Annotated in this window: 19 protein-coding genes and 1 pseudogene; 16 read left to right on the top strand and 4 right to left on the bottom strand. The window is 69.0% G+C overall.

The genetic code is table 11. The features are described 5' to 3' along the window. Nucleotides 1–61: 61 nt before the first annotated feature. Complete coding sequence (locus AC5Y6Y_RS18320; protein ID WP_463826263.1) at nucleotides 62–796, bottom strand: NUDIX hydrolase; 735 nt, start codon at nucleotides 794–796, stop codon at nucleotides 62–64. Between the two features lie 299 nt (nucleotides 797–1,095). On the opposite strand from AC5Y6Y_RS18320, the gene AC5Y6Y_RS18315 reads away from it, so the two are divergent. The 10 genes and pseudogenes from AC5Y6Y_RS18315 (at nucleotide 1,096) to eccA (ending at nucleotide 12,535) form a co-directional block, all read left to right on the top strand. Continuing rightward, nucleotides 1,096–2,547 carry a CCA tRNA nucleotidyltransferase gene (locus AC5Y6Y_RS18315; protein ID WP_473138686.1) on the top strand — a complete coding sequence of 484 codons (1,452 nt, stop codon included), beginning with the start codon at nucleotides 1,096–1,098 and terminating at the stop codon, nucleotides 2,545–2,547. A 147-nt stretch (nucleotides 2,548–2,694) separates the two neighbouring features. Then, entirely contained in the window at nucleotides 2,695–3,204 is a 510-nt protein-coding gene (locus AC5Y6Y_RS18310; RefSeq protein WP_473138685.1) for a pullulanase, read from the top strand. Nucleotides 3,205–3,433: 229 nt separating this feature from the next. Beyond that, nucleotides 3,434–3,730 (top strand): annotated as a pseudogene (locus tag AC5Y6Y_RS18305) (WXG100 family type VII secretion target); the annotation flags it as partial. Between the two features lie 56 nt (nucleotides 3,731–3,786). Continuing rightward, nucleotides 3,787–4,077 carry a WXG100 family type VII secretion target gene (locus AC5Y6Y_RS18300; protein ID WP_463826259.1) on the top strand — a complete coding sequence of 97 codons (291 nt, stop codon included), beginning with the start codon at nucleotides 3,787–3,789 and terminating at the stop codon, nucleotides 4,075–4,077. Nucleotides 4,078–4,139: 62 nt separating this feature from the next. Continuing rightward, nucleotides 4,140–4,973, top strand: coding sequence for an ESX secretion-associated protein EspG (locus tag AC5Y6Y_RS18295; RefSeq protein ID WP_473138684.1), 834 nt, complete (start codon nucleotides 4,140–4,142; stop codon nucleotides 4,971–4,973). Between the two features lie 36 nt (nucleotides 4,974–5,009). Further along, nucleotides 5,010–6,023 (top strand): MinD/ParA family ATP-binding protein, encoded by a 1,014-nt coding sequence (locus AC5Y6Y_RS18290; protein ID WP_463826257.1) that lies wholly within the window; start codon nucleotides 5,010–5,012, stop codon nucleotides 6,021–6,023. Continuing rightward, nucleotides 6,023–7,525: a type VII secretion integral membrane protein EccD gene (gene eccD / locus AC5Y6Y_RS18285; RefSeq protein WP_463826256.1), complete on the top strand. Its 1,503-nt coding sequence runs from the start codon at nucleotides 6,023–6,025 to the stop codon at nucleotides 7,523–7,525. Before AC5Y6Y_RS18290 ends, eccD (AC5Y6Y_RS18285) begins: the two co-directional genes overlap by 1 nt. After that, complete coding sequence (gene mycP, locus AC5Y6Y_RS18280) at nucleotides 7,522–9,156, top strand: type VII secretion-associated serine protease mycosin (RefSeq protein ID WP_473138683.1); 1,635 nt, start codon at nucleotides 7,522–7,524, stop codon at nucleotides 9,154–9,156. The genes eccD (AC5Y6Y_RS18285) and mycP (AC5Y6Y_RS18280) overlap by 4 nt, the downstream gene beginning before the upstream one ends. A 2-nt stretch (nucleotides 9,157–9,158) precedes the next feature. Next, nucleotides 9,159–10,697 carry a type VII secretion protein EccE gene (gene eccE, locus AC5Y6Y_RS18275; RefSeq protein WP_473138682.1) on the top strand — a complete coding sequence of 513 codons (1,539 nt, stop codon included), beginning with the start codon at nucleotides 9,159–9,161 and terminating at the stop codon, nucleotides 10,695–10,697. Next, nucleotides 10,694–12,535, top strand: a complete 1,842-nt coding sequence (gene eccA, locus AC5Y6Y_RS18270) for a type VII secretion AAA-ATPase EccA (RefSeq protein ID WP_499930129.1) — start codon at nucleotides 10,694–10,696, stop codon at nucleotides 12,533–12,535. The genes eccE (AC5Y6Y_RS18275) and eccA overlap by 4 nt, the downstream gene beginning before the upstream one ends. Nucleotides 12,536–12,570: 35 nt before the next feature. Here eccA and AC5Y6Y_RS18265 read toward each other — a convergent pair whose 3' ends face one another. Then, nucleotides 12,571–13,746, bottom strand: a complete 1,176-nt coding sequence (locus AC5Y6Y_RS18265; RefSeq protein ID WP_473138680.1) for a thiolase family protein — start codon at nucleotides 13,744–13,746, stop codon at nucleotides 12,571–12,573. A 309-nt stretch (nucleotides 13,747–14,055) separates the two neighbouring features. Here AC5Y6Y_RS18265 and mycP (AC5Y6Y_RS18260) point away from each other — a divergent pair, with 309 nt between their 5' ends. The 6 genes from mycP (AC5Y6Y_RS18260) (at nucleotide 14,056) to AC5Y6Y_RS18235 (ending at nucleotide 22,078) form a co-directional block, all read left to right on the top strand. After that, a complete protein-coding gene (gene mycP / locus AC5Y6Y_RS18260; RefSeq protein ID WP_473138679.1) occupies nucleotides 14,056–15,408 on the top strand; it encodes a type VII secretion-associated serine protease mycosin in 1,353 nt (450 codons plus the stop codon). Next, entirely contained in the window at nucleotides 15,405–16,793 is a 1,389-nt protein-coding gene (gene eccE / locus AC5Y6Y_RS18255; RefSeq protein ID WP_473138678.1) for a type VII secretion protein EccE, read from the top strand. The genes mycP (AC5Y6Y_RS18260) and eccE (AC5Y6Y_RS18255) overlap by 4 nt, the downstream gene beginning before the upstream one ends. Before the next feature lie 79 nt (nucleotides 16,794–16,872). Then, entirely contained in the window at nucleotides 16,873–18,273 is a 1,401-nt protein-coding gene (espB, locus tag AC5Y6Y_RS18250) for an EspB family ESX-1 secretion system-associated protein (RefSeq protein WP_463826249.1), read from the top strand. 5 nt (nucleotides 18,274–18,278) lie between these two features. Beyond that, complete coding sequence (locus AC5Y6Y_RS18245; RefSeq protein WP_463826428.1) at nucleotides 18,279–18,611, top strand: YbaB/EbfC family nucleoid-associated protein; 333 nt, start codon at nucleotides 18,279–18,281, stop codon at nucleotides 18,609–18,611. A 299-nt stretch (nucleotides 18,612–18,910) separates the two neighbouring features. Continuing rightward, on the top strand, nucleotides 18,911–21,202 hold the full coding sequence (locus tag AC5Y6Y_RS18240; RefSeq protein WP_473138677.1) for an EspK C-terminal domain-containing protein: 2,292 nt from the start codon (nucleotides 18,911–18,913) through the stop codon (nucleotides 21,200–21,202). Between the two features lie 114 nt (nucleotides 21,203–21,316). After that, nucleotides 21,317–22,078 carry a hypothetical protein gene (locus tag AC5Y6Y_RS18235; protein ID WP_473138676.1) on the top strand — a complete coding sequence of 254 codons (762 nt, stop codon included), beginning with the start codon at nucleotides 21,317–21,319 and terminating at the stop codon, nucleotides 22,076–22,078. A 3-nt stretch (nucleotides 22,079–22,081) separates the two neighbouring features. Here the strand turns inward: AC5Y6Y_RS18235 and eccD (AC5Y6Y_RS18230) are convergent, their stop codons facing one another. Together eccD (AC5Y6Y_RS18230) and AC5Y6Y_RS18225 are read right to left on the bottom strand one after the other, a co-directional pair. Continuing rightward, nucleotides 22,082–23,617 (bottom strand): type VII secretion integral membrane protein EccD, encoded by a 1,536-nt coding sequence (gene eccD, locus AC5Y6Y_RS18230; RefSeq protein ID WP_473138675.1) that lies wholly within the window; start codon nucleotides 23,615–23,617, stop codon nucleotides 22,082–22,084. After that, nucleotides 23,614–25,518, bottom strand: a complete 1,905-nt coding sequence (locus AC5Y6Y_RS18225; RefSeq protein ID WP_473138674.1) for a MinD/ParA family ATP-binding protein — start codon at nucleotides 25,516–25,518, stop codon at nucleotides 23,614–23,616. Before AC5Y6Y_RS18225 ends, eccD (AC5Y6Y_RS18230) begins: the two co-directional genes overlap by 4 nt. Nucleotides 25,519–25,623 lie beyond the last annotated feature (105 nt).

The raw sequence follows: 25,623 nt of genomic DNA, 5'->3' as shown, positions 1-25,623 counted from the left end.
GCCACCATGCCGATCACCGCGGCGAGACGCACCAACCCGGTCCACCGAAGTCGCGGTGAACTCACGGCCCCTGCCCGTGGCCGTTCTTGCGGCCCAGCGCGGAGTTGTTGGCGTGGCGGGTGCGCGAATGTGTCTGCGGTCGTCGGCGGGGCGAACTCGGGGGCAGCGGCGGCAGCGCCTGCTCGCCGTCGGATTGCAGCTTGTCGATCAATTCGTCGGCGACCTCGGCCAGTTTGCGTTCGTCGGCGTAGGCAAGCCGGGACGGCAACTCCTGCAGCGGCACCCACGCCACCTCAGCGACCTCCAGATCCTCGTCGGAGAGCTCACCGCCCAGGAACCGCATCAAATAGTGGTGCACGGTCTTGTGCACCCGTCGGCCGTCGGTGACGAACCAGTAGTCGATGCGTCCCAGCGCGGCCAGGACACTGCCGCGGATCCCGGTCTCTTCGGCGACCTCACGGATGGCGGTCTGCTCGGCGGTCTCGCCGAGTTCGATGTGACCCTTGGGCAGCGACCACAGCATCCTGCCACGGCGGTCGACCCGGCCGATCAGCGCGGCGACCTGCTCGTCGCGTGGACCGTCGATGCCGTCGATGACCAGCCCGCCGGCCGACGTCTCGTGCACGGTTCGCAGCCGGTCGCTGTTGCGGCGGGCGCGACGTTTGGCTGCGGTCGCCGGGGTGGGTGGGGCGTCGGCGGGAGGGCTGTCGGTCACGCTTTCCGCCGGACGGGCGCCGCCACGACCGCGACGCCGACCCCGGCGCCGACGTGGTTTGGCCTGTTCGCCCTCCGACACCCAAGCGATATTAGCTGGCACGGGCTATTCTCCCGGACGCACTCGCCGTTGGCGAGTACCTTTGGTCACATTCGTCGCGTTAGCCTCAATAGCCCCGTGGGTGGCGGGGTTGCTGGGTGGCCGTGACGCCGAGCGTCACGCTAGCGCGACGCTGGGCGTCGAGCGCCACGCTGGCGTGACGCTCGGGGGGCCCGCCATGACGCTCGGGGGGCCCGCCATGACGCTCGGGGGCCCGCCGTGACGCTCGGGCTGCTGGCGTGCGCTGAGTCACCGCGGCATTCCTATTAGGCTCACCGAACGTGGCCGAACCCGCCCAAGACGCCGAACTGCTGACCGCGGCCGCGGTGGCACTGCACCAGTACGCGCCGGTACTGGGCGAACTGGGTGCGGCATTCACCGGCGCCGGTCATCAGCTCTATCTGGTCGGCGGTTCGGTGCGCGACGCGCTGCTGGGCCGGCTGAGCCCGGATCTGGACTTCACCACCGACGCCCGGCCCGCACAGATCCAAGCGATCGTGCGCCCGCTGGCCGAGGCGCTGTGGGACACCGGCATCGAGTTCGGCACGGTCGGGGTGGGCCTGCGCGGGCACCGGCTGGAGATCACCACGTTCCGCGCCGACACCTACGACCAGGTGTCCCGTAACCCCGAGGTGCGGTTCGGGGACCGCCTCGAAGACGATCTGGTGCGCCGCGACTTCACCGTCAACGCGATGGCCGTGGCCGTGACGCCGACCGGGGCAGGGGAATTCCTCGATCCGCTCAACGGGCTCGCGGCGTTGCGTGCCCGAGTGCTGGACACCCCGTCGTCCCCGGAGGTTTCCTTCGGCGACGACCCGCTGCGGATGCTGCGCGCCGCCCGGTTCGTCTCCCAGCTCGGGTTCACCGTGGCGCCGCGGGTACTGGCCGCCATCGAAGAGATGGCCCCGCAGCTGGCTCGGATCAGCGCCGAACGGGTGGCCGCCGAACTGGACAAGATGCTGCTCGGCAAGCACCCGGTCGCGGGCATCGAGCTGCTGGTGCAGTCCGGGATGGGCGCGGTGGTGCTGCCCGAGATCGGCGGCATGCAGATGGCCATCGACGAACACCACCAGCACAAGGACGTCTACCAGCATTCGCTGACCGTGCTGCGCCAGGCCATCGAACTCGAGGACGGGGAACCGGATCTGGTGCTGCGCTGGGCCGCGCTGCTGCACGACATCGGCAAGCCCGACACCCGGCGCCACGAGCCCAACGGCGGGGTGAGCTTCCACCACCACGAGGTGGTGGGGGCAAAGATGGTTCGCAAGCGGATGCGGGCGCTGAAGTACCCCAAACAGCTGGTCGACGACGTAGCGCAATTGGTGTTCCTGCACCTGCGGTTCCACGGCTACGGCGACGGCAAATGGACCGACTCGGCGGTGCGCCGCTACGTCACCGACGCGGGTCCGCTGTTGCCGCGGCTGCACAAGCTGGTGCGCGCCGACTGCACCACCCGCAACAAGCGCCGGGCCGCCCGGTTGCGCGCGTCCTACGACCGGCTGGAGGAGCGGATCGCCGAACTCGCCGCGCAGGAGGACCTGGACCGGGTGCGCCCGGACCTGGACGGCAACGAGATCATGCGGCTGCTGGACATCCCGGCCGGCCCGCAGGTGGGGGAGGCGTGGAAATACCTCAAGGAGCTGCGGTTGGACCGCGGGCCGCTGTCGCACGAGGAGGCCACCGCGGAGCTGTTGGCGTGGTGGGCAGCGCGGACAGCTGACCAATCGGACTAGTTCTAGGTCCGGAGAAAACACGCTGGGCTTCCAGTCGCCCTAGTGTCTCCGGTGGTTCCGGCACCGGAGGTTCGGCCAGCTGCCCATGCTGGCAGTGCCGGATAACTGCGGCGGAACCGCTGGCGGTGCCACCACGTCCAACCCGACGTGGAGTATTGCTTGAGCGGCGAGGACGGCACCGCCGCGATCTGGAATCGGACCCCCGACTTCGACCTCAACGGCGACGGCACTCCCGACGCAATCAAGCTCGATCTCGACGGGGACGGCATCGGTGACGACGTGCTGGCCGATCTGGACGGCGACGGGATCGTCGACCACGGTGTGCTGGACGTCGATGACAACGGCAGCCCGGAAAGCTATTTCGTCGACGACGGGTCCGGGACGTGGCGGGTCGCTGTGGACCGGGGCGGGCAGTTGCGGTGGTTCGGCCTGGACGGGGTCGAACACACCGGCGGGCCCCTGGTCGACTTCGACGGCCACGGTGAGCCCGACGACCGGTTGTTGGACACCGATGGTGACGGTCTGGCCGACCAGGTGCTGTGCACCGGCCCGCAGGGCGTCACCGGGTACGTCGACACCGACGGTGACGGGCGCTGGAATATCCGGCTCACCGACGTCGACGGCGACGGCACAGCCGACGCCGCAGGCAGCCTGTGAGCCCCCACGCCGTGAGCATAGCTAACTATCGGGGGCCGCCCACTTTCGTTTTGACAGAAGGTCGTTTCTGGTGTGCACTGTCAGCCTGTTCCGTGCACTCAAGCCCAGGCAGCCGGGGTGAAGTGACAGCTGGAGGCAGCCGGTTTAGTTTTACGCAGACCCTGACTCAGCGAGTGCAAATAACTAGGGAGACATATAGAGGGCAAACGCAACAGTTGTCACTCCAGAACTACTGCGTAGTACGCAGCAGCGGATCGAGACGCGCCTGCAGGAGGCGGCCGCGATCGCCAATCAATACCTGAGTGGCCACGAGAACATCATCAGCGGCACGGGTTGGGCGGGCGATGCCGGCAACACCTCCTTGAGCACCGCGGGCCACATTCACCACGACCTGCAGCAGATCATGACGGGCGGGCAGCGGCTGGCGCACGGCCTCGGCCAGGCGGCGGTGCTGATGGAAAACCACGAAGCTGACGCGGCGCACAACCTCAACGGGGTGTTCGGGGGAGGGACGCAGGCGGTCTAGCCCGAGTCGTCCCAGTCACATCCCGCTGACCACTCTCAAGTAAGGAAGCAACCGTCATGGCAGATCACATCGTTTACAACCACGGTGCCGTCGTCGGCTTCGCCGGCGAGGTCGGGGGGCAGGCCGCGCAGCTGATGGAGATTCACAGCGACGTCCTCAACCTCACCCAGGCACTGGGAGACTTCTTCCAGGGCCACGGCGCCACCGCGTTCTTCGACGCCCAGCAGCAGATGCTGCACGGCCTGGAGGACCTGATCCAGACCGTCAGCCGGCATGCCCACACCGTGCACAGCGTCGACGAGATGGCGCAGGCCACCGACGCCCAAATGGGCAACTTGTTCCTCTAGCCACATTGATCGGCCCGGGGCGCATGCATTGCGTGCGCCCCGGACCTATGTCAAGGACCATCGTGTTAACCACCACCCTCGACGGGCTCTGGGCCCTGCAAGTGCTCACCGGCATCGAGACCATCGCCCCTGAGCTCGGGCTGCGCCCGCATCTGCCCAGCGTGGAGTCGCGGCGGCTGGCGCTGGAACACCCCGTCACCGCCGAGTTGCGCGAGGCCGGCGTGCTCGACGACGCCGGCACCGTGGACAGTGCCGTGGTGGAGTGGTTGACCGTCCTGCATCGACGTGACATCGCGCTGTTCATGCAGATGCGCGCCCCTGGCCAGGTGACGCCCGATCGAGCACTCCTGGCCCGATTCGCGCAGTGGTGGGTTGCCGTGGAACGTTCCGGGGACCTGATCCGGATCAGCGGCGCCGGCATCTCGAGTGCGGAAGGCGCGGCGAGCACCGTGCTTGATGCCGAGATCACCCGCCTGTGTGGTCAGAACACACCGGCGGCGCTACGGCCGGTCACGCTGGACGCCGCCGCGTTGCGCGCGGCGTCGGCGGACCACGCTGCGGTGGTCAGGTTCCTGGCCGGTCAGGGGCTCGATGCCGATCAGCGCAAGAGCCTGACGCTGGCCGCCGATCCGGACCGGTCCGCCCAGGCGTCGATCGTGGCCATGCAGTCCGGGGTGGCGACGGGGACCTCGCGTCGAACTCACGTCGACGCGAGCGCTGTGACGGTGATCGACATCCCCGAGGGACGGTTGGTCGCCGAGAACGTCTACTCAGCGGGCAAGACGTGGACGATCCTGGCACCGGGAACCAAGAGCAACATCGCCGCTGCGATCAATCGCATGGTGCGGCGGCTGCCCGCCGATCAGGAATGGTATTCGTACCGAAAAGTCGTGTAGTCGAGAGGTATAGGTCGAGTGTTTAGCGATGGCGTCGTGACGAATTCGTGGAATGCAGCCGCGAACACCGCGGAACCAGTCGGTGCGTCCGCCGGGCGTTACCAACACCAGGAGTCCGTGTCGGGGACGTTGCGGATCTCCGACATGGTGGCGCCCCGCAAAATTCCGCCCGGCTCGGGTTGGCGGAAGTTCCTCTACCACGCGACTTTCAAGGCCCTCAACCTCGGCGAGTCACCGGCCGAACGGCACTACCGGGAACTGCAGGAGCGGATCCGCCGGCACATCCGTAAGCAGTACGTGATCGGAGTGGTCTCGGGCAAGGGAGGTGTCGGCAAGACCACCATGACAGCGTGCATCGGCGGTGTCTTCCGGGAGTGCCGGCCCGACAACGTCGTCGCGATCGACGCGGCGCCCGGATTCGGAACCCTGGCCGGCCGCATCGACGAATCACCGCCGGGCGACTATTCGGCAGTGCTCAACGACACCGACGTGCAGGGCTACGCCGACATCCGAGAACACTTGGGGCAGAACAGCATCGGTCTGGACGTATTGGCCGGCAACCGGGCCTCCGACCAACCGCGGCCCCTGGTCCCGTCGATGTTCACCGGCGTGCTGTCACGGCTGCGCCGCACCCACACCGTCATCGTGGTGGACACCTCCGACGACCTCGAACACCCCGTGATGAAGGCCGTGCTCGAGTCCTGCGACGCGCTGGTCTTCGTCTCCGGTCTGACCGCCGACACCTCGCTGCCGGTGACCCGCGCCATCGACCTGCTGAGGTCGATGGGCTACCACGAACTAGTCTCCCGCAGCACCGTGGTGCTCAACGACAGTCGCAACAAATACGACCCCGATGCGCGTGACTACCTCACCGAACGTTTCCGCCAATCCGGCGCGACCGTCGAATTCATGCCGTACGACCCGTACCTCGCCAAGGGCGGAATCATCGATACCCGCCACGAATTGACCAAGAAGACCCGGCTGCGGCTGTTCGAGATCGCTGCGGCGCTGGCCGACAAATACATTCCGGACGCCGACAGGCCGCGCTAATGGCCGCTCTGGTTGGCAAGGTCTCGTTTCCGGCCCGTTGCGCGGTCGCCGTGGTGTGCGGCGACCACCTGCTCTCACAGGTGTACCCGGCCTCGGTCCCGATCGAGGTCTTCATCGACAACATCGTCGAACTGCTCAACGACGAGCTCAAACGACGGGGCCTGCCCGGACTCGAACCCGGCGTCGGATACGAACTGCACAAGGCCAACGGGGTACGCCTCGACATCACCAAGACCCTCGACGAACTCGGCGTGGAAGACGGCGCCACTCTCATCCTGGTACCCGCTGCCGAAGGCGAGTCCTTCGAGCCGCAGTACGAGTCGCTGTCCACCGGTCTGGCCCGGGTCGGCAAGAAACTCTTCGAACCGGTCACGATGCAGACGGCCGCGCACACCGCCCTGTCGATCGTCGCGATGGTCGTCATCACCGTTCTCGGACTGGCTGTGCGGCAACGTATTTCGAACGATTCGTTGATGTCCAGCTGCGTCGTTGCAGCGCTGGCCCTCTGCTGCGGCGGTGGCGCCCTGGCCGTCTGGCGATGGTGGCCCGACCGCATCGACATGCTCGACGGGCTCGGCTGGCTGGCGGTACCGCTGACCGCGGCGGCACTGGGCGCCGGCGCGCCGGGCAGACCGGGATCCGCGCACCTGTTCATCGCCGCGCTGGCGGCCGGAGTTCTGACCTGCGGAATGGCCACGGCCACCGGGCGCCATGTCAGCGCCGCAGCGGCAGCGGTGACGCTGTGCGCACTGGGCGCCCTCGTAGCGGCCACCCGGATGTGGTGGCCGGTGCCGGCCCAGTGGCTGGGCATGACCACCCTGGTGGCGCTGCTGTTGACCCTGACCCTTGCCCCGACGTTTGCGCTGTGGGTCGCCCGGATCCGGCCGCCGTACTTCGGGTCGATCACCGGACGCGACCTGTTCCGGCGCAGCGACGGGATGCCGGTGGATGCTGTCTCGCCGGTCAGTGACGCGGTCGAGGGTGCTGAGGACGGTGCGAATCCGGACACCACGCCGCGCGGCGCCCAGATCGCGGCCGCGGCCAAACGAGCCAACAGTGTGCTCACCGGAATATGCGTGGGCGCCGGAGCGACGTTGCCGATTGCGGTGTGGGCCACCCTGATGCCGGGCCGGGACCGGGGTACGCCGGCCGCCGTGCTCGCGGCGCTGTTCGTGGTGATCTTCATCAGCCGGGGTCGGGCGTTCGCCGACAAACATCAAGCGATCGCCCTGGTCTGCGGGGCCGCGGCCGCAACATGTGTCGGTGTCGTGAAATACGTGGTGCGCGAACCGGCGTCGTCGGGACATGCGCTGGTGCCCGGGTCGGTGGTGTTGGCCATTTTCGCCGGGGCGGGACTGCTGGCGGCGCTGCTGGTGCCGGTCACCAGGTTCACGCCGCTGGTGCGAATGGCCGCCGAATGGTTGGAGATCGTGGCGATCATCGCGGCGCTGCCGCTGGCCGCCTGGATCGGTGGGCTGTTCACCTGGGTGCGCATGCGATGAGACGGCTCGCGGCCCGACTCAGCGGCGTCGTCCTGACCGGGGCAGTGCTCGCGGTTTCAGCGAACCCTGTTGCAGCACATGCAATCCCACCGCCGGTCATCGATCCCGCCCGGGTGCCGGCGGATGGCAAACCCGGTCCCGAGCAGCCGATGCGGCAGAGCAACATGTGCGCCCGAACCATCACCGTGGCGGACCCCAACGTGTCGGTCACCGCACCGGGTTTCACCATGCTCAACATCAGCAAAGCGTGGCAGTACTCCACCGGCAACGGGGTTCCGGTGGCGATCATCGACACCGGTATCAATCCCAGTCCCCGGCTGCGGGTGGTCGCCGGCGGGGACTACATCATGAGCGGTGATGGCCTGATGGACTGCGATTCGCACGGGACCATCGTGGCCTCGGTCATCGGGGCTGCGCCGCAGGGCAGCCCGATGCCCGCTCCCATGCCCAGCACCCCCGCGTTCGCACCGCCGGCCGGGCCGCCGGCTGTCGACGCCGCGCCACCGCCGCCCGGGGGACCGCCGCCACCGCCGGCCGCGCCGCCGCCGCCCGCGCCGGTGACGGTGACCGAGACCAAGCCGGCACCGCCGCCGCCTCCGCCGCCGTCCGACGAACCGGCCAACGCCCCAGGGGATCCCGGCACCGGAACCACCGATGTCCCCGAGGTGCCGGGCCCCGCGCCCGGCGCCCCCGACGGGGTGGTCGGCGTCGCGCCGCACGCCGTCATCATTTCCATCCGGCAGTCATCACGCGCCTATGAACCGGTGAACCCGGGACCCGGCGACTCGGAAGTGCGCAAGAAGGCGGGTTCGATCGCGACCCTGGCCAGCGCGATAGTGCACGCCGCCAACATGGGTGCCAAGGTCATCAATATCAGTGTGACGTCCTGTGTTTCGGCCGCTGATCCGCTTGATCAGGCCGCCATCGGCGCGGCAGTCTGGTATGCGGCCACCGTCAAGGACGCGCTGATCGTGGCTGCGGCCGGCAACGACAGCGAGGACGGCTGTGCGCAGAATCCCAGCTTCGATCCGCTGATCACATCCGACCCGCGCGACTGGCACCAGGTCAAGACCGTCTCCTCGCCGTCGTGGTTCTCCGACTACGTGTTATCGGTTGGGGCCGTGGACAATACCGGCGCACCGATCAGCAAGAGCCTGGCCGGTCCCTGGGTGGCCGCCGCGGCGCCTGGGGTAGGCATCATGGGGCTGTCGCCGCAGACCGGAGGGCCTGTCAACGCCTACCCGCCGATCCATCCGGGCGAGAAGAACATGCCCATCTGGGGTACCAGTTTCTCGGCAGCCTATGTCAGCGGCGTCGCGGCGTTGGTGCGGGCGAAGTACCCGGCGTTGTCCGCACACCAGATCATCAACCGCATCGTGCAGACGGCCCACAACCCGCCCCGGGGCGTGGACAACCAAGTCGGCTACGGCGTGGTCGATCCGGTAGCCGCGCTGACATTCGATGTGCCTGCGGGAGAACGGCTACCACCATCCGCGCACAGCCGCATCATCACCCCTGCCGCTCCGCCGCCTGCGCCGGACCACCGTGCCCGCAATGTCGCTCTGGTATTCGCCGGGCTGGTGGTGGCCGCAGTCGGGGCGGTGGCGCTGATCGCCCGGGCACGGCGGTGACGATGACGGCAGCAAGCAGGCTCGCCGTCATCGCGGTCGTGTTCAGCGCAGCTGTCCTCGGCTTGGCGCTGGGCGGGTACTGTGGTGCCGCAACAGGTTTGGCGTGCTCGGTGCTGGCAACTTCTGTCCCGTGGCGCGGTCATACCGCGTGGTCGTGGTTGCTGTTGTGGCACCGGCGGAATCGGCCGATTCCGTGGACCGCGCCGCGCACCGTCGCCAATGACCGGGCCGGGGGCGGTGTCCGATTCCAGGATGGTGTAGCGGTCGCGGCGGTGCAACTGCTGGGCAAGGCGCACGCACCGACACTGTTCACCGGCTCGACCTCCGCCCGCACCGAAAACGCTGTCGACATCGCTGATTTGCAGCCGCTGATGCAGCAGAGTCTCGGTCTCGCCATCGACTCGCTCAGCGTGATGAGCAGTGGAGCCCGGCGGCGGGCCACCGGTGACTACCCGCGGGTGTACGACACGCTGATCGGCACCCCGCCGTATGCCGGGCAGCGTGAGACCTGGGTGGTCGTGCGCGTCAGCGCGCTCGCCAATGCCGAAGCGCTGCAATGCCGTTCCTCGATCGGCACCGCGACGCTGGCCGCCGCGCAGCGGGTCAGTGCGGCCATGCGCCAACAAGGGATCCGCGCGAAAGTCGCGACCGCCACCGACATCGTCGAATTGGAGCGTCGGCTCGGCAAATCGGCGCTGGCGGTTCCGAACCGTCGCTGGCGATCGGTCCGCGGCGACGGTGGCTGGCTAAGCACCTACTGGTATCCCCCCACCGCCATCACCGAAGAGGCGCTGGCGCAGGCGTGGTCGATGCGTGCCGACGGAATCACCCAGAACGTCACACTTTTCGGGGACGGAAGCGTTACCGCCACCTTGACGGTACGCAGCGCCCAACCGCTGACCGTACCGCCGAGCACGGTGCTGCGGACGTTGCCTGGTGAGCAGGCGGGTGCCGTCGCCGCCAACTTGTGTGGCCCGATGCCGGCGCTACGCGGCGTCCGGCGCGGATCGCTGACCGGTCCGCTCGTCATTCCGATCGGTCCGTCCGGGGTGCTGCTCGGCAAAACCGCTGCAGGACAACGCATGATGCTCCCGCTGGATGATCCCGGTGAATTCAGCCGCGTCCACGTCGCCGCCGACGACGCACTGGTCAAGCGGTTGGTGGTGCGGCTGGCCGGCTCCGGTGACCGGGTGACGGTGCACACCCGGGATGCCGAACGCTGGGCCAGCGTCCGGATGCCGGAGGTGGCCGTCACTGACGCGACCAAACCGATCGCAGGAACCACGGTCAGTGTCGTCGACGGCACTGTCACACCCGGTCCCCGCCCGAATACGGTGATCTCCGTGGGGGATCCGGGTGCCCCTTACCGTGGCGCCGCGAGCGTCGTGATCACCCAGCAGGGGCAGGCGACGGTCGAGGTGGCGACCGTCATCGGGGTGCACGCCGTGGAGATCGAGCTGTTCCGGGCCGAGAATCGCTACGTCTCTTCTGAACCCACGAACGTGCGCAGCGGCGAGCTTGCGGCAGCGGAATCGCCATGACCAGCAGCACCAGCACGGCCGCCGCCCGCAAGCGGTTCGATCAGGCAATGATGTTGTTGGACCGAGATGTCGACGGTGCCAGGGCCCGGTTCGCGGAAGCCACCGAGATCGATCCGTCGATGGCGGATGCGTGGCTGGGCCGGATCGCCGCGGGCGATGAATCCTTAACGACAGTCCAGCAGCTGTACACGTACGGGTCGCGGTTGCATCGGGAGACCAACCGGCTCGGGGTGCGGTTGTCGGCGCCAATCAAAGCCGGGCCGTATCTGTCCATATCGGTGACCGAGGCCTCGCATGCCGGGCTGGCGCTGGCGAGCGCGCTCGTCGACGACCGTCAGTACGAGAAATCCGAAGCACTGCTGGCGGATTCGGCGCTGCTGGATTCGTGGGAGAACCACCAGTGGCGGCAGCATCTCGAGGCTTACCTGATGTTCGCCACGCAACGCTGGCCGGATGTGATCGCAGTGGCGGCGGCGATCTTGCCGCCGCAGGCGATCATCAGGTCGGTCGTCACGGCGGCCACCTGCGCCTTGGCTGCGCATGCCGCCGCACATCTGGGCCAGGCGCGGGTCGCACTGGAGTGGGCGGACCGGGTCGAGGTGCGAACCGGCCAGGCGATGCCCACCCAAACCAGCCGGCACCTCGCTGCCGCCGCGATCGATGCCGCCGATTTCCCGTTGATTGCCGCGGATCTGGCCTACGTCCGGGGGATGGCGCACCGTCAACTCGGCGACGAACACCAGGCGCAGGTGTGGTTGTCCAAGGCGACGATCAACGGTGCGCTGATGGAATCCGCGAAGCACGCGTTGGCCGATCCCGGCCTGCAGCTGGTGATCACCGACGAGGAAACGATCGGCACCCGGACGGACAAGTGGGACGTCAGCACCCAGCGCTCGGCTCAGCAGCGCACCGAGGCCGAACACGAGGAGCGCCGCAACGAACTGCTGACGCAGGGGCGGGCACTGCTGGAAAACCAAGTGGGCCTGGCGGAAGTCAAGCGGGCGGTCGCCGAACTGGAGGACCAGATCGAGGTACGTGCGTTGCGGTTGGCGGCCGGGCTACCGGTCGCCAACCAAACCAATCACATGCTGTTGGTGGGACCGCCCGGAACCGGAAAGACCACGACCGCTGCAGCTTTGGGAAAGATCTATGCCGGACTGGGGATTGTGCGTCACCCGGAGATCGTGGAAGTCAAGCGGGCGGACTTCTGCGGCGAGCACATCGGAGCGTCCGGGCCGAAGACCTACGAGCTGATCAACCGTTCGCTCGGCCGGATCCTGTTCATGGATGAATTCTATTCGTTGGTGGAACGTCACCAAGATGGCCGACCGGACATGATCGGCATGGAGGCGGTCAACCAGCTGCTGGTCGCGTTAGAGGTGCACCGGTTCGACTTCTGCTTCATCGGGGCGGGTTACGAGAAGGAAGTCGACGAATTCCTTACGGTCAACCCGGGTTTGGCGGGCCGCTTCAATCGCAAGTTGCGTTTCGAGTCCTACACTCCGGATGAATTGGTCGAGATCGCGGTGCGCTACGGCAGTCCGCGTGCCACCGTGATCGAGCCGGCGGCGGCCGACGCGCTGAACGCTGCGTGCGCGAAGCTGCGTGCGTATCGCGCGCCCGACGGCACGCACGGTATCGATGCGATGCACAACGGGCGCTTCGCGCGCAACGTCGTCGAACGCGCCGAACGACTGCGGGATTCGCGGGTGGCCGCCCAACACCGCAGCGCGAAAGGGTCGGTCACGATCGACGACCTGCAAACCCTACGCAGCGCCGACGTGATCACCGCGGTACGGGAAGCCTGCGCGGAAAAGCATGTGGGGCTTGATATTTGATGGAGCGACCGCGCCGCAGCGGCAGCGTCTGACGCTTACACCTCGATGACGACGGCGCCGCCCTGCCCGCCGCCGGCACACATGGCCGCGACCCCGATCCCGCCGCCGCGCCGGGCCAGCTCGTAGGTCAGGGTGGTGATCATCCGGGCACCGGACGCCGCGATCGGGTGACCGAGGCTGCAGCCGCTGCCGGAGAAGTTCACCTTCTCCTCGTCGATGCCGTACTCGCGGCACGCGGCGATCGGCACTGAGGCGAACGCCTCGTTGATCTCCCACAACGCCACGTCCTCGACGGACAACCCGGCCCGCTGCAGCACTTTGCCGATCACCTTGACCGCACCGAGCCCGCAGTCGCGCGGCGGCACGCCGGCAGCTGCCCAGGCCCGGACCTTCGCCATCACGTTCAGCCCCTCGGCGGCGGCATAGTCGGCCTCCACCAGCGCGACCGCGGCGGCCGCGTCATTGGTGCCGCTGCTGTTGCCCGCGGTGATCGAGAACCCCTCGATCTCGGGATGCAGCACCTTCAGGCCGGCTAGCTTCTCCACCGTGGTGTCGCGGCGTGGGTGTTCGTCGACGGAGAAGTCGACCACCGACCCGTCGTGCACGGTGATCTTCAGCGGCAGGATCTCGTCGGTGAACTTGCCGGCGTCCTGCGCGGCGACCGCGCGCTGGTGCGACCGAGCCGCCCAGGCATCCATCTCCTCCCGGGTGATCCCGACCGACTGCGCGGTGTTCCAGCCAACGGTGATCGACATGTCTTTGGCCGGCGCGTCCGGCGTCTCGACGTGGGTGGGCGGCATCCACCGCTCCTCGAATTTGAGCTCCGGACCGGGGATGCGCCAGTTGGTCAGCGGCGTCATGGACAGCGACTGCACCCCGCCGGCGATCAGCACCCGCTCCATGCCGGAGCCGATCTGCGCGGCAGCGTTGCCGATCGCGGTCAGGCTGCCCGCGCAGTGCCGGTTCACCGACTGTCCGGGCACATGCTCCAAACCGGTGGCGGTGGCCGCGTAGCGCGCCAAATCGCCGCCGCCGTAATGCGATTCGGCGAAGATGATGTCGTCGATGGCCGCCGGGTCCACCCCGGAGCGGCGCACCACCTCAGGCAGCACAGCGGTAATCAGCGTCTCGGGCGGGGTGTTGACGAGCGTGCCCTTGAAGGACCGACCGATCGCAGTCCGAACAGCGCCGACGATGACGGGTGTGGCCATGACAAACCTCGAGCTTTCTGTGGGGAGTCCGGCCCAATCGTAGCAAGTACCGTATTTACAATAGTAGTGAGCTATGTAACGCTCGCGTTGTCGAGCCCGCAGTCGTGCGAGGGCGGATGCCGGGGTGCCCCCTCCGGATGGCGGCGGTAGGCCCGGACTGTCCACACCATGCCTCCGACGAGCAGCACGGGACCCGGGCACACGTCCGCCCAACCCCGTCCGAATAGCGCCGTTTACGCAACCGCTACGTCTAAACTGCTCCCAGGATTTGCCACGCCGAACGAACTGAATGAACGGAGTGATTCGGGGGTGCACCGGATCTTGCTGATGGCGGTGGCGCTGGCCGTGACGACGGCGCCGTTGGTCGCGCCGCCCGCATCGGCAATCACTCCGCCCGCTATCGATCCGGGAGCGCTGCCGCCGGACGTGACGGGCCCCGACCAGCCGACCGAGCAACGCGTCCAGTGCTCCGGGCCCACCGTCCTGCCCGAATCCACCTTCCACGACCCGCCGTGGAGCAACTCCTACATCGGGGTGACCGAAGCCCATAAGTTCGCGACCGGGGCAGGGGTGACCGTCGCCGTCATCGACACCGGCGTCAACGCCTCGCCGCGGGTCCCGGCCGAACCCGGCGGCGACTTCGTCGACCAGGCCGGCAACGGGTTGTCGGACTGCGACGCGCACGGAACCCTGACCGCAGCCATCATCGGGGGGCGGCCGGCGCCCACCGACGGGTATGTCGGCGTCGCCCCGGACGCCCGTCTGCTCTCGATCCGGCAGACCTCGGAAGCGTTCGAGCCGGTCGGCTCCCAACCCAACCCGAACGACCCCAACTCGACGCCGGCAGCCGGGTCGATCCGCAGCCTCGCGCGGGCGGTGGTGCACGCCGCCAACCTCGGTGCCGGCGTCATCAACATCAGCGAGGCCGCCTGCTACAAGGTGACCAAACCGATCGACGAGGCCAGCCTGGGCGCCGCCATCGATTACGCGGTCAACGTCAAGAACGTGGTGGTGGTGGTCGCGGCCGGCAACACCGGTGGCGACTGCGCGCAGAATCCGCTGCCGGACGCCGCGAACCCCAAGGACTCGCGCGGTTGGACGAAAGTGCAGACCGTCGTCACGCCCGCGTGGTACGGAGACCTGGTGATCACCGTCGGTGGCATCGGACAGACCGGTGTACCCAGCACGTTTTCCATGCACGGGCCGTGGGTCAACGTGGCCGCCCCGGCTGAGAACATCATCTCGCTGGGCGGTCAGGGCGAGCCGGTGAATGCGCTGCAAGGCAAGGAGGGCCCGGTGCCGATCGCCGGCACCTCGTTCGCCGCGGCCTACGTCTCGGGCCTGGCCGCGCTGATCAGGCAGCGTTTTCCGCAGCTGACGCCCGCGCAGGTGATGAACCGCATCCAGGCCACCGCACGGCACCCGGGCGGCGGCACCGACAACCTGGTCGGCGACGGCGTCGTCAATGCGGTCGCGGCGTTGACCTGGGACATCACGCCCGGGCCGGGGCAGATCCCCTACAGCGTCCGGCGCATGCCGCCGCCGGTGATCACACCGGGTCCCGACCGGCGGCCGATCACCGTGGTGGCGCTGGCCGTCGGGGGCCTGGCGCTGGCCCTGGTCCTCGGGGCACTCGCCGCGCGGGCGTTGAGGCGCCGATGAGAAATCCCATCAGGCTGCGCTTCAGCACCGGGCACACGTTGCTCCTGGCGGTGCTGGCACCGCTGGTCATTCTGTATTTCCTGCAGACGCGGTACTGGTGGGCCGGCATTGTGCTGGTGGCGCTGGGCGCAGTGGTCGCATTCGTCACCTTCTCCGGCCGCCGGGTCACCGGCTGGGTGGCGACGGTGTTCGCGTGGCTGCGCCGGCGCCGCAACCCGCCCGACGTTCCGTCCGAGCCGGTGGTGGGAGCCACGGTCAAGCCGGGCGATCACGTGGCGGTGCGCTGGCGCCGCGACCATCTGATCGCGGTGATCGAACTCAAGCCGCGCCCGTTCACACCGACGGTCATCGTCGACGGCCAGGCCCACACCGACGACGTGCTGGACACCCGCCTGCTCGAAGAACTGCTGTCGGTGCACTGCCCGGATATGGAAGCCGACGTGGTCTCGGCCGGCTTCCGGGTAGGCCGCACCGCCACCCCGGAGGTGGTGAACCTGTACCAGCAGGTGATCGGCGCCGACCCGGCACCGGCCAACCGGCGGACCTGGATCATGCTGCGGGCCGACCCCGAGCAGACCCACCGGTCGGCGCAGCGCCGCGACGAAGGGGTCGCCGGTCTGGCGCGCTACCTGGTGGCCTCGGCGACCCGCATCGCCGACGCCCTGGCCAGCCACGGTGTCGACGCGGTCTGCGGGCGCAGCTTCGACGACTACGACCACGCCATCGACATCGGCTTCGCCCGCGAGAAGTGGTCGATGATCCAGGGACGCGATTCCTACACCGCCGCCTACACCGCGCCGGGCGGCCCGGACCTGTGGTGGTCGGCTCGTGCCGACCACACCATCACCCGGGTCCGGATCGCTCCCGGCGTCGCCCCGCAGGCCACCGTGCTGCTCACCACGGCGGGCAAACCGAAGACGCCGCGGGGCTTCACCCGGCTGTTCGGCGGTCAGCGGCCCGCGCTGACCGGGCAGGATCTGGTCGCCGACCGGCACTGCCAGATCCCGATCGGCTCGGCTGGAATCCTGGTCGGCGAGACGGTGAACCGGTGCCCGGTGTACCTGCCGTTCGACGACGTCGACGTCAGCCTCAACCTCGGTGACGCGCAGACGTTCACCCAGTTCGCGGTGCGTTCGGCGGCCGCGGGCGCGGCGGTGACGGTCGGTGCGCACTTCGAGGAGTTCGCTCGGCTGATCGGTGCGCAGGTGGGACCGGTGGCCAAGGTGGTGTGGCCGAACGCGACCACATATCTGGGTCCGCATCCCGGTGTCGACAAGGTGATCCTGCGCCACAACATGGTCGGCACCCCGCGACACCGTGAGCTGCCGATCCGTCGAGTCTCGCCGCCGGAGGAAAGCCGCTTCCAACTGGCCCTGCCGAAGTAGGCCTATTCGCCGAATATTGGTGCAGGCGGGCCTGTCGCCAGCCACGATAATGGTTAGAGCATAAGGAGGACGATCCGATATGACTCAGCCGCAGACCGTGACGGTGGATCAGCAGGAGATTCTGTCGCGGGCAGACGAGGTGGAAGCGCCCATGGCGACGCCACCCAACGATGTTGCCCAGACGCCGTGTGGTCTGACGGCGGCGCGGAACGCGGCCGAGCAGCTCACGTTGTCCGCCCAGAACATGCGGGACTTCCTGACCGCCGGGGCCCGGGAACGCACCCGGCTGGCGACCTCGCTGCGCAATGCCGCCAAGGCCTACGGCGAGGTCGACGAGGAGGGTGCGGAGGCGCTGAACAGCGACGGTGGCGAGGTGGCCGGTGAATCGGCCGGCGGCGTCGGCGGCGACGGCTCCGCCGGGTTGCACGACACCGAACAGGTGGCGGCCGCAGGTGACGACGGCTTCACCGATCTGAAAGCCGCGGCAACCAAACTCGAATCGGGCGACCAGGGCGCGTCGCTGGCCGGGTTCGCCGACGGCTGGAATCAACTCAGCTTCGCACTGCAGGGTGACGTCAAGCGGTTCCGCATTTTCGAGAACTGGACTGGTGACGCGGCCACCGCGTGTGAGGCGTCGCTGGATCAGCAGCGGGAATGGATCACCCACATGGCCAAGCTGGCCCTCTCGCTGGCCAAGCAGGCCCAGTACATCGCGCAGCTGCAGGTGTGGGCCCGGCGCTCCCACCCGACGCTGGCCGACATCACCAAACTCGAAGAGCTGTCCAAAGATCCCGCCTACAAGGACCAGGCCATCAAGCTCTACGCGGAGTACCAGTCCAAGTCCGAGCAGGTGCTCAACGAGTACAACTCCAAGGCTCAACTGGAGCCGGTCAACCCACCGAAGCCGCCGGCGGCCATCAAGATCGACCCGCCACCCCCGGCGCAGACCCCCGGTTTGATCCCGAACCAGGTGATGCAGGTGGCGAGCATGGCGGGCGGGGGCTCAGGATCCCCCGGGATGCAGCCCCCGATGATGCCGCCCACCGGCGCAGGCGCGGGTGGCGGCGGGATGCCGTCCGGAGTGGGCGCAGAGCTGGGCGCGGCGGGTCGTGACGCGGCGGCGAGCCTGTCCAAAGACCCTGGCGTCAAGCCGATGTCGCTGGGCGGCGGTGGTGGCGGCGGTATGCCGTCGATGCCGCTGGCGCCCTCGACCGGCGCCGGCACCGGCATTCCCGGCGAATCCATGCGGCCCGCCGGGGCCGGTGACTTCGGCGGCATCGGTCAGGCCGGTGCGGGCCGCGGCGGCGGCATGGGCGGTGGCGGCATGGGCATGCCGATGGGCGGTCACGGCCAAGGCGGGGGTGGATCGAAATCCAAGGGCGCACAACAGGATGACGAAGCGCTCTACACCGAGGACAGGGAGTGGACCGAGGCCGTCATCGGCCAACGCCGCCGGCAAGACATGAAGGAGTCGAAGTGACCGACATGGAGATGGAACCGCACGTCGCGGCGGCGTTGGCCTTGGCGGCGCGGTTTCAGCAGGCCCTCGAGGGCACGCTGAACCAGATGAACCGCGGAGCGTTCCGCGGCACCGACGAAGCCGAGAGCGTCGAGGTGACCATCAACGGACACCAGTGGCTCACCGGGGTGCGCATCAACGACGGGTTGATCAAGGAACTGGGCGCCGAGGCCGTCGGCGCCAGGGTGAACGAAGCGCTGCAGAACGCGCAAGCCGCGGCGAGCAAATACAACGACGCCGCCGGGGAGCAACTCACCGCCGCACTGGCAGCGATGGGGAAAGCAGCAGGTGCCGGCTAAGCCCGGCGCGGCTTCTCGTAAATGGCTCTGAGTCGTTATTTTTTGCGTCGGCTCGTCGTTTCTTTTTGCAGTGTGAATTTCGCTGCAGCGGTGCGTTCCGGCACCGTCCCGATCATCAAATTGCTGCATGTAGCAGGCATTCACCTCGGTTAGGCTTGGTAACCATGACATCCGGTAGCAGTGAGCGGTTCACCTGGCCTGCGGGCTGCCGCGGCTGCCTGCCGGTCCGGCGATGCCGCGCCACGATCCGGGCCCGCCGTCCTGCTGCAACCCGGCAGTTGCGGGGAGGAGAGTAGGCGATGGGCATTCCGCGGCCGACCGGCGAATACACCGGTCAGATGCTGGAGCCGGGCGGTTGGCCCGAGTCCGACGAGGACACGTTCTACGAGCGCGCCCAGCAGTACAACAGCGTCCTGCGCAACGTCACCGATGTGATCGACGCCACCCGGCAGCAGCGGCTCGAGGTGTTCGACGGCGGCGTCTGGTCGGGCGGTGCGGCCAACGCCGCCAATGGCGCGCTCGGTGCGAATATCGACGAAATGGGCACGCTGCAGGACTATCTCGTGACGGTCATTACCTGGCACCGTCATATCGCCAATCTGATCGAGCAAACCAAGTCGGAAATCGGCAACAATGTGGACAGCGCTCAGCGTGAAATCATTGTGCTGGAAAATGACACCGAGTTGGAACCCGAGCAGCGGCAGAACGCGATCAATGCGCTGGTTCGGGCGACTCACCAGGCCAACACCAGCCTGGTCGCCGAGACCGCCGAACAGGTGCTGGCGTCGAAGAACTGGAAGCCGCCGCACAACGCGCTGGAAGAACTGCTGCACCAGGTGACGCCCCCCGCCCCGGAGGTGCCGACGCTGGTCGCGCCGACGCCAGACGTGCCCGTACCGGTGGGGCCGGCCCCGACGCCGTTCGAGCCGACGCCGGCCAACCCCTATGAGCCCATCGGCCCCGGTGTCCCGGTCACCCCGATCACGCCGACGCCGTTCGAGCCGACCCCGGCCAACCCGTATGACCCGGTCGGGCCGGGCGTTCCGGTGACTCCGGTGACCCCCGCCGACCCGGTCACGCCGGTGACTCCGGTGCCGCCGGTGATCCCGGTCAATCCGAACCAGCCGGTCACCCCGGTCACGCCGGTCAAGCCGTATCCGGAGCAGCCGGTCACCCCGGTGACGCCGGTGGCACCCGCCAAACCGGTCCACCCGACTCCGGCGCCCGGCCCGGCGCCGACCCCGGTCAACCCGACCCCGGTCCACCCCGCGCCGAGCCCGTCGCCGACCCCGGTCGGCCCCACGCCGAACCAGCCGTCGCTGCCGGTCGACCCGAGCACGCCTGCCACGCCGACCACGCCCAGCACCGAACCGGCGCACGTGAAGCCCGCCGCCGCGACCGACGTGTCACCCGGACACACCGGCCAGCAGGCCGGACCGTCGCACCGCGGTGACGACGCGTCGCCGGCGATGACTCCCGCCGCGGCCGGCGGCATTCCGGCAGCCACGCGCGGCTCCGCAGCAGCAGCCGGTTCGTCGTCGTCCGCAGGCGCGGGCCAAACCGCCGGTGCGCCAGCCGCATCCGGTGCCGGATCGCGTGCCGCGGGCGGCCGCGCCCCGCTGGGCGGGGCGGGCAAGGCACCGGCCGGTGCGACCACCCGCGCTGCCGCCGCGCGACACGCAGCACCCACACGTCCGGCACCACCGGACCGCAAGGATGACGAGAAGGACCGCAAGGAACCGGCGGTTGACGTGACGGCACTGCCGTCGGTTCCGGTCTCGGCCGCGCGGGCCGCGCGCGACGCGATGGCCGCAGCATCCGGCGCGGGGGGTGCCAAGAAGGATCCGCTGCGACTGGCCCGGCGGGTCGCGGCGGCGCTCAACGCGCGGGACAGCGGCGGCGATGACGACTACGGCTTCTTCTGGGTCACCGCCGTCACCACCGACGGCGAGATCGTGGTGGCCAACAGCTACGGGCTGGCCTACCTCCCCGACGGCGTCCAGCTGCCCGCCAAGGTGCACATGGCCAGCGCCGACCGTAACGTTCCGATCGACGAAAAGGCCCGCACCGCAACGTATCCGGTGCTCGCGGTACAGGGTTGGGCGGCCTACCACGACCTGCAGCTGCGGGCGGTGATCGGAACCGCCGAACAGCTGGCCAACTCGGATGCGGGTGTCGCCAAGATCATCCTGGAGGACGACGACATTCCGGACAGCGGGAAGATGGTCGGCCGGCTCCGCCTCGAGGTGGTCGACCCGGCAGCGGCCGCTCAACTGCAGGAGACCGACGACCTGCACCTGCTGGACCTGCTGCCGCCCCCGCCGGCCGACGCGAACGCGCCCGACGACGAGCGGCACATGCTGTGGTTCGACCTGATGAAGCCGATGACCAGCACGGCGATCGGCCGCGAGGTCGCGCACCTGCGCCGGTTCCACACCTACGCCGCGCACTGTCAGGACATCGCGCTGCACGCCGCCTACCACGCAGCCGACCCGGAAACGCAACGCCCGGCCGTCGTCGACTTCCTGTACTGGCGGTATGTCAGCGGTCTGCTCGACAGCGCGCTGGCGCACGCCCAGGGCGGGCGCTAGTCCGATCCGCCGGCCCGCCGATGCCGGGACGGTCGGGAATTGCTGCAGAGAGGGCCCGGTGAAGGCCGGTAAAATTGTGAACGGTAAGACCCCACTCAGAGAAGGGATGCTGCGATGGCCGAACCGCTGACCGTGGATCCCGCTCGCTTGATCGCCGCCGCAAGCAAGCTCACCGAACTCGTCTTCCCGACGCCCCCGGCGCCGGTGACGGTGCCCGGATCGGATGCGGTGTCGGCAGCGATCAACCAGACCATGCCGGGAATCGAGTCGCTGGTCACCGACGGCCTGCCCGGTGTCACCGCGGCGCTGAAACGCACCGCGACCAGCATGGGTACCGCGGCTGATGTCTACACCAAGGCTGATCAGTCTCTGGGTCAGGCGTTGACGCAGTTCGGAGTCGGGGGCGAAGCGCCGGGTGCCAACGTGATGGGCGCCATGACCGGTCAGTCGGCGGGGCTGGGTGCGGCCATGCTGGGCGGGCCGGTGGCCGCTGCGCAGGAGGTGCTGGGGGGTGCGGCCGCAGGTGCTGCGGCGCAGGTCAGCGCGCAGGCGGCGGCGCTGTCGCCGCAAATCGCCGCAACGGTTCCGCAGCTGGTGCAACTGGCTCCGCTGGCGCAGCAGATGGCGCCGATGGGTCAACAGGTCGGCCAGAGCGTGCAGCAGGCCGCCTCGCAGGCGTCGCAGGGCGGCGGCGGGGCACAGCTTGCCAGTGACACCAAGCCGGATGAGGACAACAAGGACGACCAGGACCAGGCCGACGGTCAGCCGACCGACGGAGCCGCCGCGGGCCAGGCGACGTTGGTCAGCGCTCCGGTGGCCGCCTCCGGCGCATCCGGCCCGAAACCCGCTGAAGGCTCGGTCGTCGCGCCGATCTAGCGATCAGAACCGCAGGTTGCGGACCATGTCGTAGACGCCCGTCACCCACAGCAACAGCGGGATGACCGACGCCACCACCGCCCCGTCGACCAGTTCCGAAATCCGTTTGGCCACCGGCGAAATGCGCCGGACCGGGGCCATCGCGCCGATGATCACCAGCGAGATGAGGGCAACCGCGAGGTAGCCGGTCAGGATCAGCCACGCCCACTGCGGGTACCAGAGCACGAGTTTGACCGTCAGACCCGTCGGGATGCCGACCGACGCCGCGAGCAGGGCCCACGCGCACCAGCGATCCACGTAGAGCCGCGACCGGAACCCGCAGAGGACGGTCAGCAGCGACGCGATCACCAGTGTGTGGATGAAGAAGTGTCCGCGCGTCACCACCGCGACGGCGCCGGTGGCCAGGATCAGCGTGCCCGCCGTGACGTAGCCGATCAGCAGTTGCTTGGCCAGCTTGCTGCGTTCGGTCAGCCGAGCCGCCGACGCCGGCACCGAGGCGATGATCGCCTGCCAGGTGGGGGTCTCGTCGTTGGTGGCCTCGTCGGCCGTGACCGGGTCGAGCAGCTCCTCGTTGTCCACCGTTTCGCCGGGCACCGGGATCGGCGGCAGGGCGATGCGGGCGACGGCGACGGTCAGTTTGGCCGCGGTGGTCACCACGAACAGGCCGAATGCGATGGCGCCGGCCGGGACCCAGCGCTGATAGTCGTAGCCGTAGGCGATCGCCGCGCCGATCACCGCGATCATGGTGATGACGGCGAACGACGCCAGTTCATGTCGCCGGCGCGGCCCGCCGCGCGTCAGCAAGGTCAGGAACAGCACCGCAGTGGCGGCGGCGGCGAGCTGGGGTGCCCCCAGCGAGCTCACCCCGCGCGGCAACGGAACGGCGATGGCCGCAGCGGCCGCGATCAGCGGTACCGCCGCGATCAGCAGGCATTCGGAAAGCTGGGCCTTCTGGTAGAGGCGGTTCGCCACGAACGAGGCGGCCAGCACGGCGATCCCCACCAGGCCGATCGCCAGCGCCCAGTACCAGCTCCGCCCGGTCAGCCACCACGCCCGTAACGCGACCGCGGTGACCGGGACGGCCAGAATCGGGATTGCGACGGCCACGAAACGGTCGAGCGCCGTCCGGTCGAATTCGGGTGTCTCGTCCAACACCGCGATCGCGTCGATGACGTCTTCGACCAGCGGTCGATACCGCTCAGTCCGGCTCGCCGAGACCAGGGTCAGCAGCGACCCGTCGACGACGCCCGCCTCGTCGAGGGACTGATCGAGCTTCAACGGCGGCGAGCCGGGGCGGGCGAACGTCCACACGCCCTGCGCGGAGAAGTCGAACCCGCCCAGAATGTCGGCCGGGGTGTCCTCGAGGAGTTCGGCGAGCACCGCGACGGTCTCGTCGATGTAAGTGGACATCGGTGTCGCCGCCGGCAACACCAGGTCGGTCATCCGTCTGCCGGTCAGCACCGTGACGCGTGTGGTCGCGGGTCGGGCGGGGGCGGTGCCCGCCGCGGTCGAGCCGGCAGCAACAGCAGGTGCGCTCAACGACGTCCCGCCCTTTCAAAATCGTCGGACAATGCCGCGGCCAGCTCGAGCACCCGGCGCCGGTAGACCGGGCCGAGCTGATCGAGTCGTATCTCGGTCCCGGTGGCGATGTGCCTGTCCCATGGCAGCAGCACCACCCGGTCGGGTCGAACCAGCTGTTGAAACTGTCGCACCAATTGCTTCTCCGCGATGTTGGTTTCGCCGACCGCGACATGATTGATCACGACGACGGCGCGACCGAGCAGGTCCTGATAACCGTTGCGGTGCAGCCATTCCAGTGCGCTCTCGGCCTGGCGGGCGCTGTCCAGCGACACGTTGGTGACGATCACGATCGCCGACGCCGTCTCCAGCACACCCCGCGTCACCGGATCGAACAGGCCCGGCCCACAGTCGGCCAGCACCAGGTTGTAGAACTTCGACACCGTATCCACTGCCGCGCGCAGGTCGTCGCCGCTGAGTCCGCGTGCCGCGGTGGTGTACTCGGCGGTCGGCAGGATCTCCAGGTTGTCCGCGTTCACGCTGGTGTGCGCGCGGATGTCGTTGTAGTGCGACAGGTTCTTGTCGGCCACCAGGTCCACGATGGACGACGACGAGGTGCGGCCCGCCCGCTCGGCCAGATTGCCGCAGCCGGGGTCGGCGTCGAGGACCAGGATCCGGTCGCCGCGCACCTGCGCCAGCATGGTGCCCAACGTGACCGTCGTCGTCGTCTTGCCGACGCCGCCCTTGAGACCCAGCATCCCGATCTGATACGACCCGCGCGGCTTGCGCGCAACTCGGGTGCGCAGGTCCAATTCATACTGCTCGTCACGGGACAGGCCGAGATTGATCCGCGTCGACCTGTAGACCAGCCCCCGCCAGCCCCGTTGCGGAATCGGCTTAGCGGCGGCCGGTGACGGCGCTCGGGGCGGCGTTGAAGGTGGAGGTTGCTGCGGGGTAGCGGGTGGGGGCGCGGGTGCCCGCTGCGACGCTGCCGGTGGCGGGTCGGCCGGCGCGGGCGGCGGCTGCGCCGGCAACGGCCCTGATGGCGCTCGCCGCTTGCCGGGGCGGTCACCCGTCTGGCCGGGCTGTCCGGGTGACGCGGCCGGCCGAGCCTCGGGCATCGGAACCCGGAAGTAGGTGGCGCCCGCCGGGTCGGGCTCGCCGGACTCCGGGTCAGGCAGGTACCGGTGTCTGCGACGTGTCGGCGGCTGCTCGGGCGCCGGTGGGCTCGGTGGCTGCGGGGGGCGCTGGTGGGTGCCGAGCCGCACCCGAGGATTCGAACCTGCGTCGGGCCGGTCGGGCGGGACCCGTGCCGGGCCGGGCGGCGGGGGAGGGGGGCCGGCGACGCGAACCGGGGGCGGCGGTGGCTCCGGCTCCGGCTCCGGCTCGGGCTGCGGCGGTTCCGGCGCGCGCGGCGGCCCGCCGATCGGCATGGGCGGGTGAGGTGCCGGCGGCCGCTCGACCGGAGCGGCCTCTTGCGGTGGCGCGGCCGGCGGCGGTTCGGGTGCTGCGATGCGTTCGGGCACCACCGGGGGCGGTTTGGCCGAGTACGTCGGGAGCTCGGGGGGCGGTGGCGGCGGCGGTCCGCCGATCGGCATGGGCGGCAACGGTGACGTGGGCCGTGCGGCCGGTGCGGCCGACGCCGGTGGCGGCGCGGCCGGCATCGCGGGCGGTGGCGGTGGGGGTTCAGGTGGTTCTGGCGGAGGTGCCCCGATCGGCATGCGGGGCGGCGGTGCGCCGGGGGCCGGACCGGTGGGCTGCGACCAGTCGACGGGCGGGGTATTTCCGGCGTCGCCATTGCCGGTTGCTGAACGGCCGGGTGTGGACAACGAATTCGGATCGAAAAATGTTTGCCTGGTCTCGTCCGGGGGGGAATCGGATTCTGGCGCGGGCCGAAAGAGTTTGTCGTAGTCGGCCGGCATCAGAACCTCTCAGAAGTTCGTCACATGAAAGAAGCACGAGAAGGGGCGAGATCCCCCCGAAGGGGTCAGCTCGCCCGATCTCGTGCTTGCAGATTCTACGCGCAG

This window comes from Mycobacterium sp. NGS24, from assembly GCF_059813065.1.
Note: the sequence above shows the minus strand (reverse complement) of the source record. Positions and strands in the feature narration are given on the sequence as shown.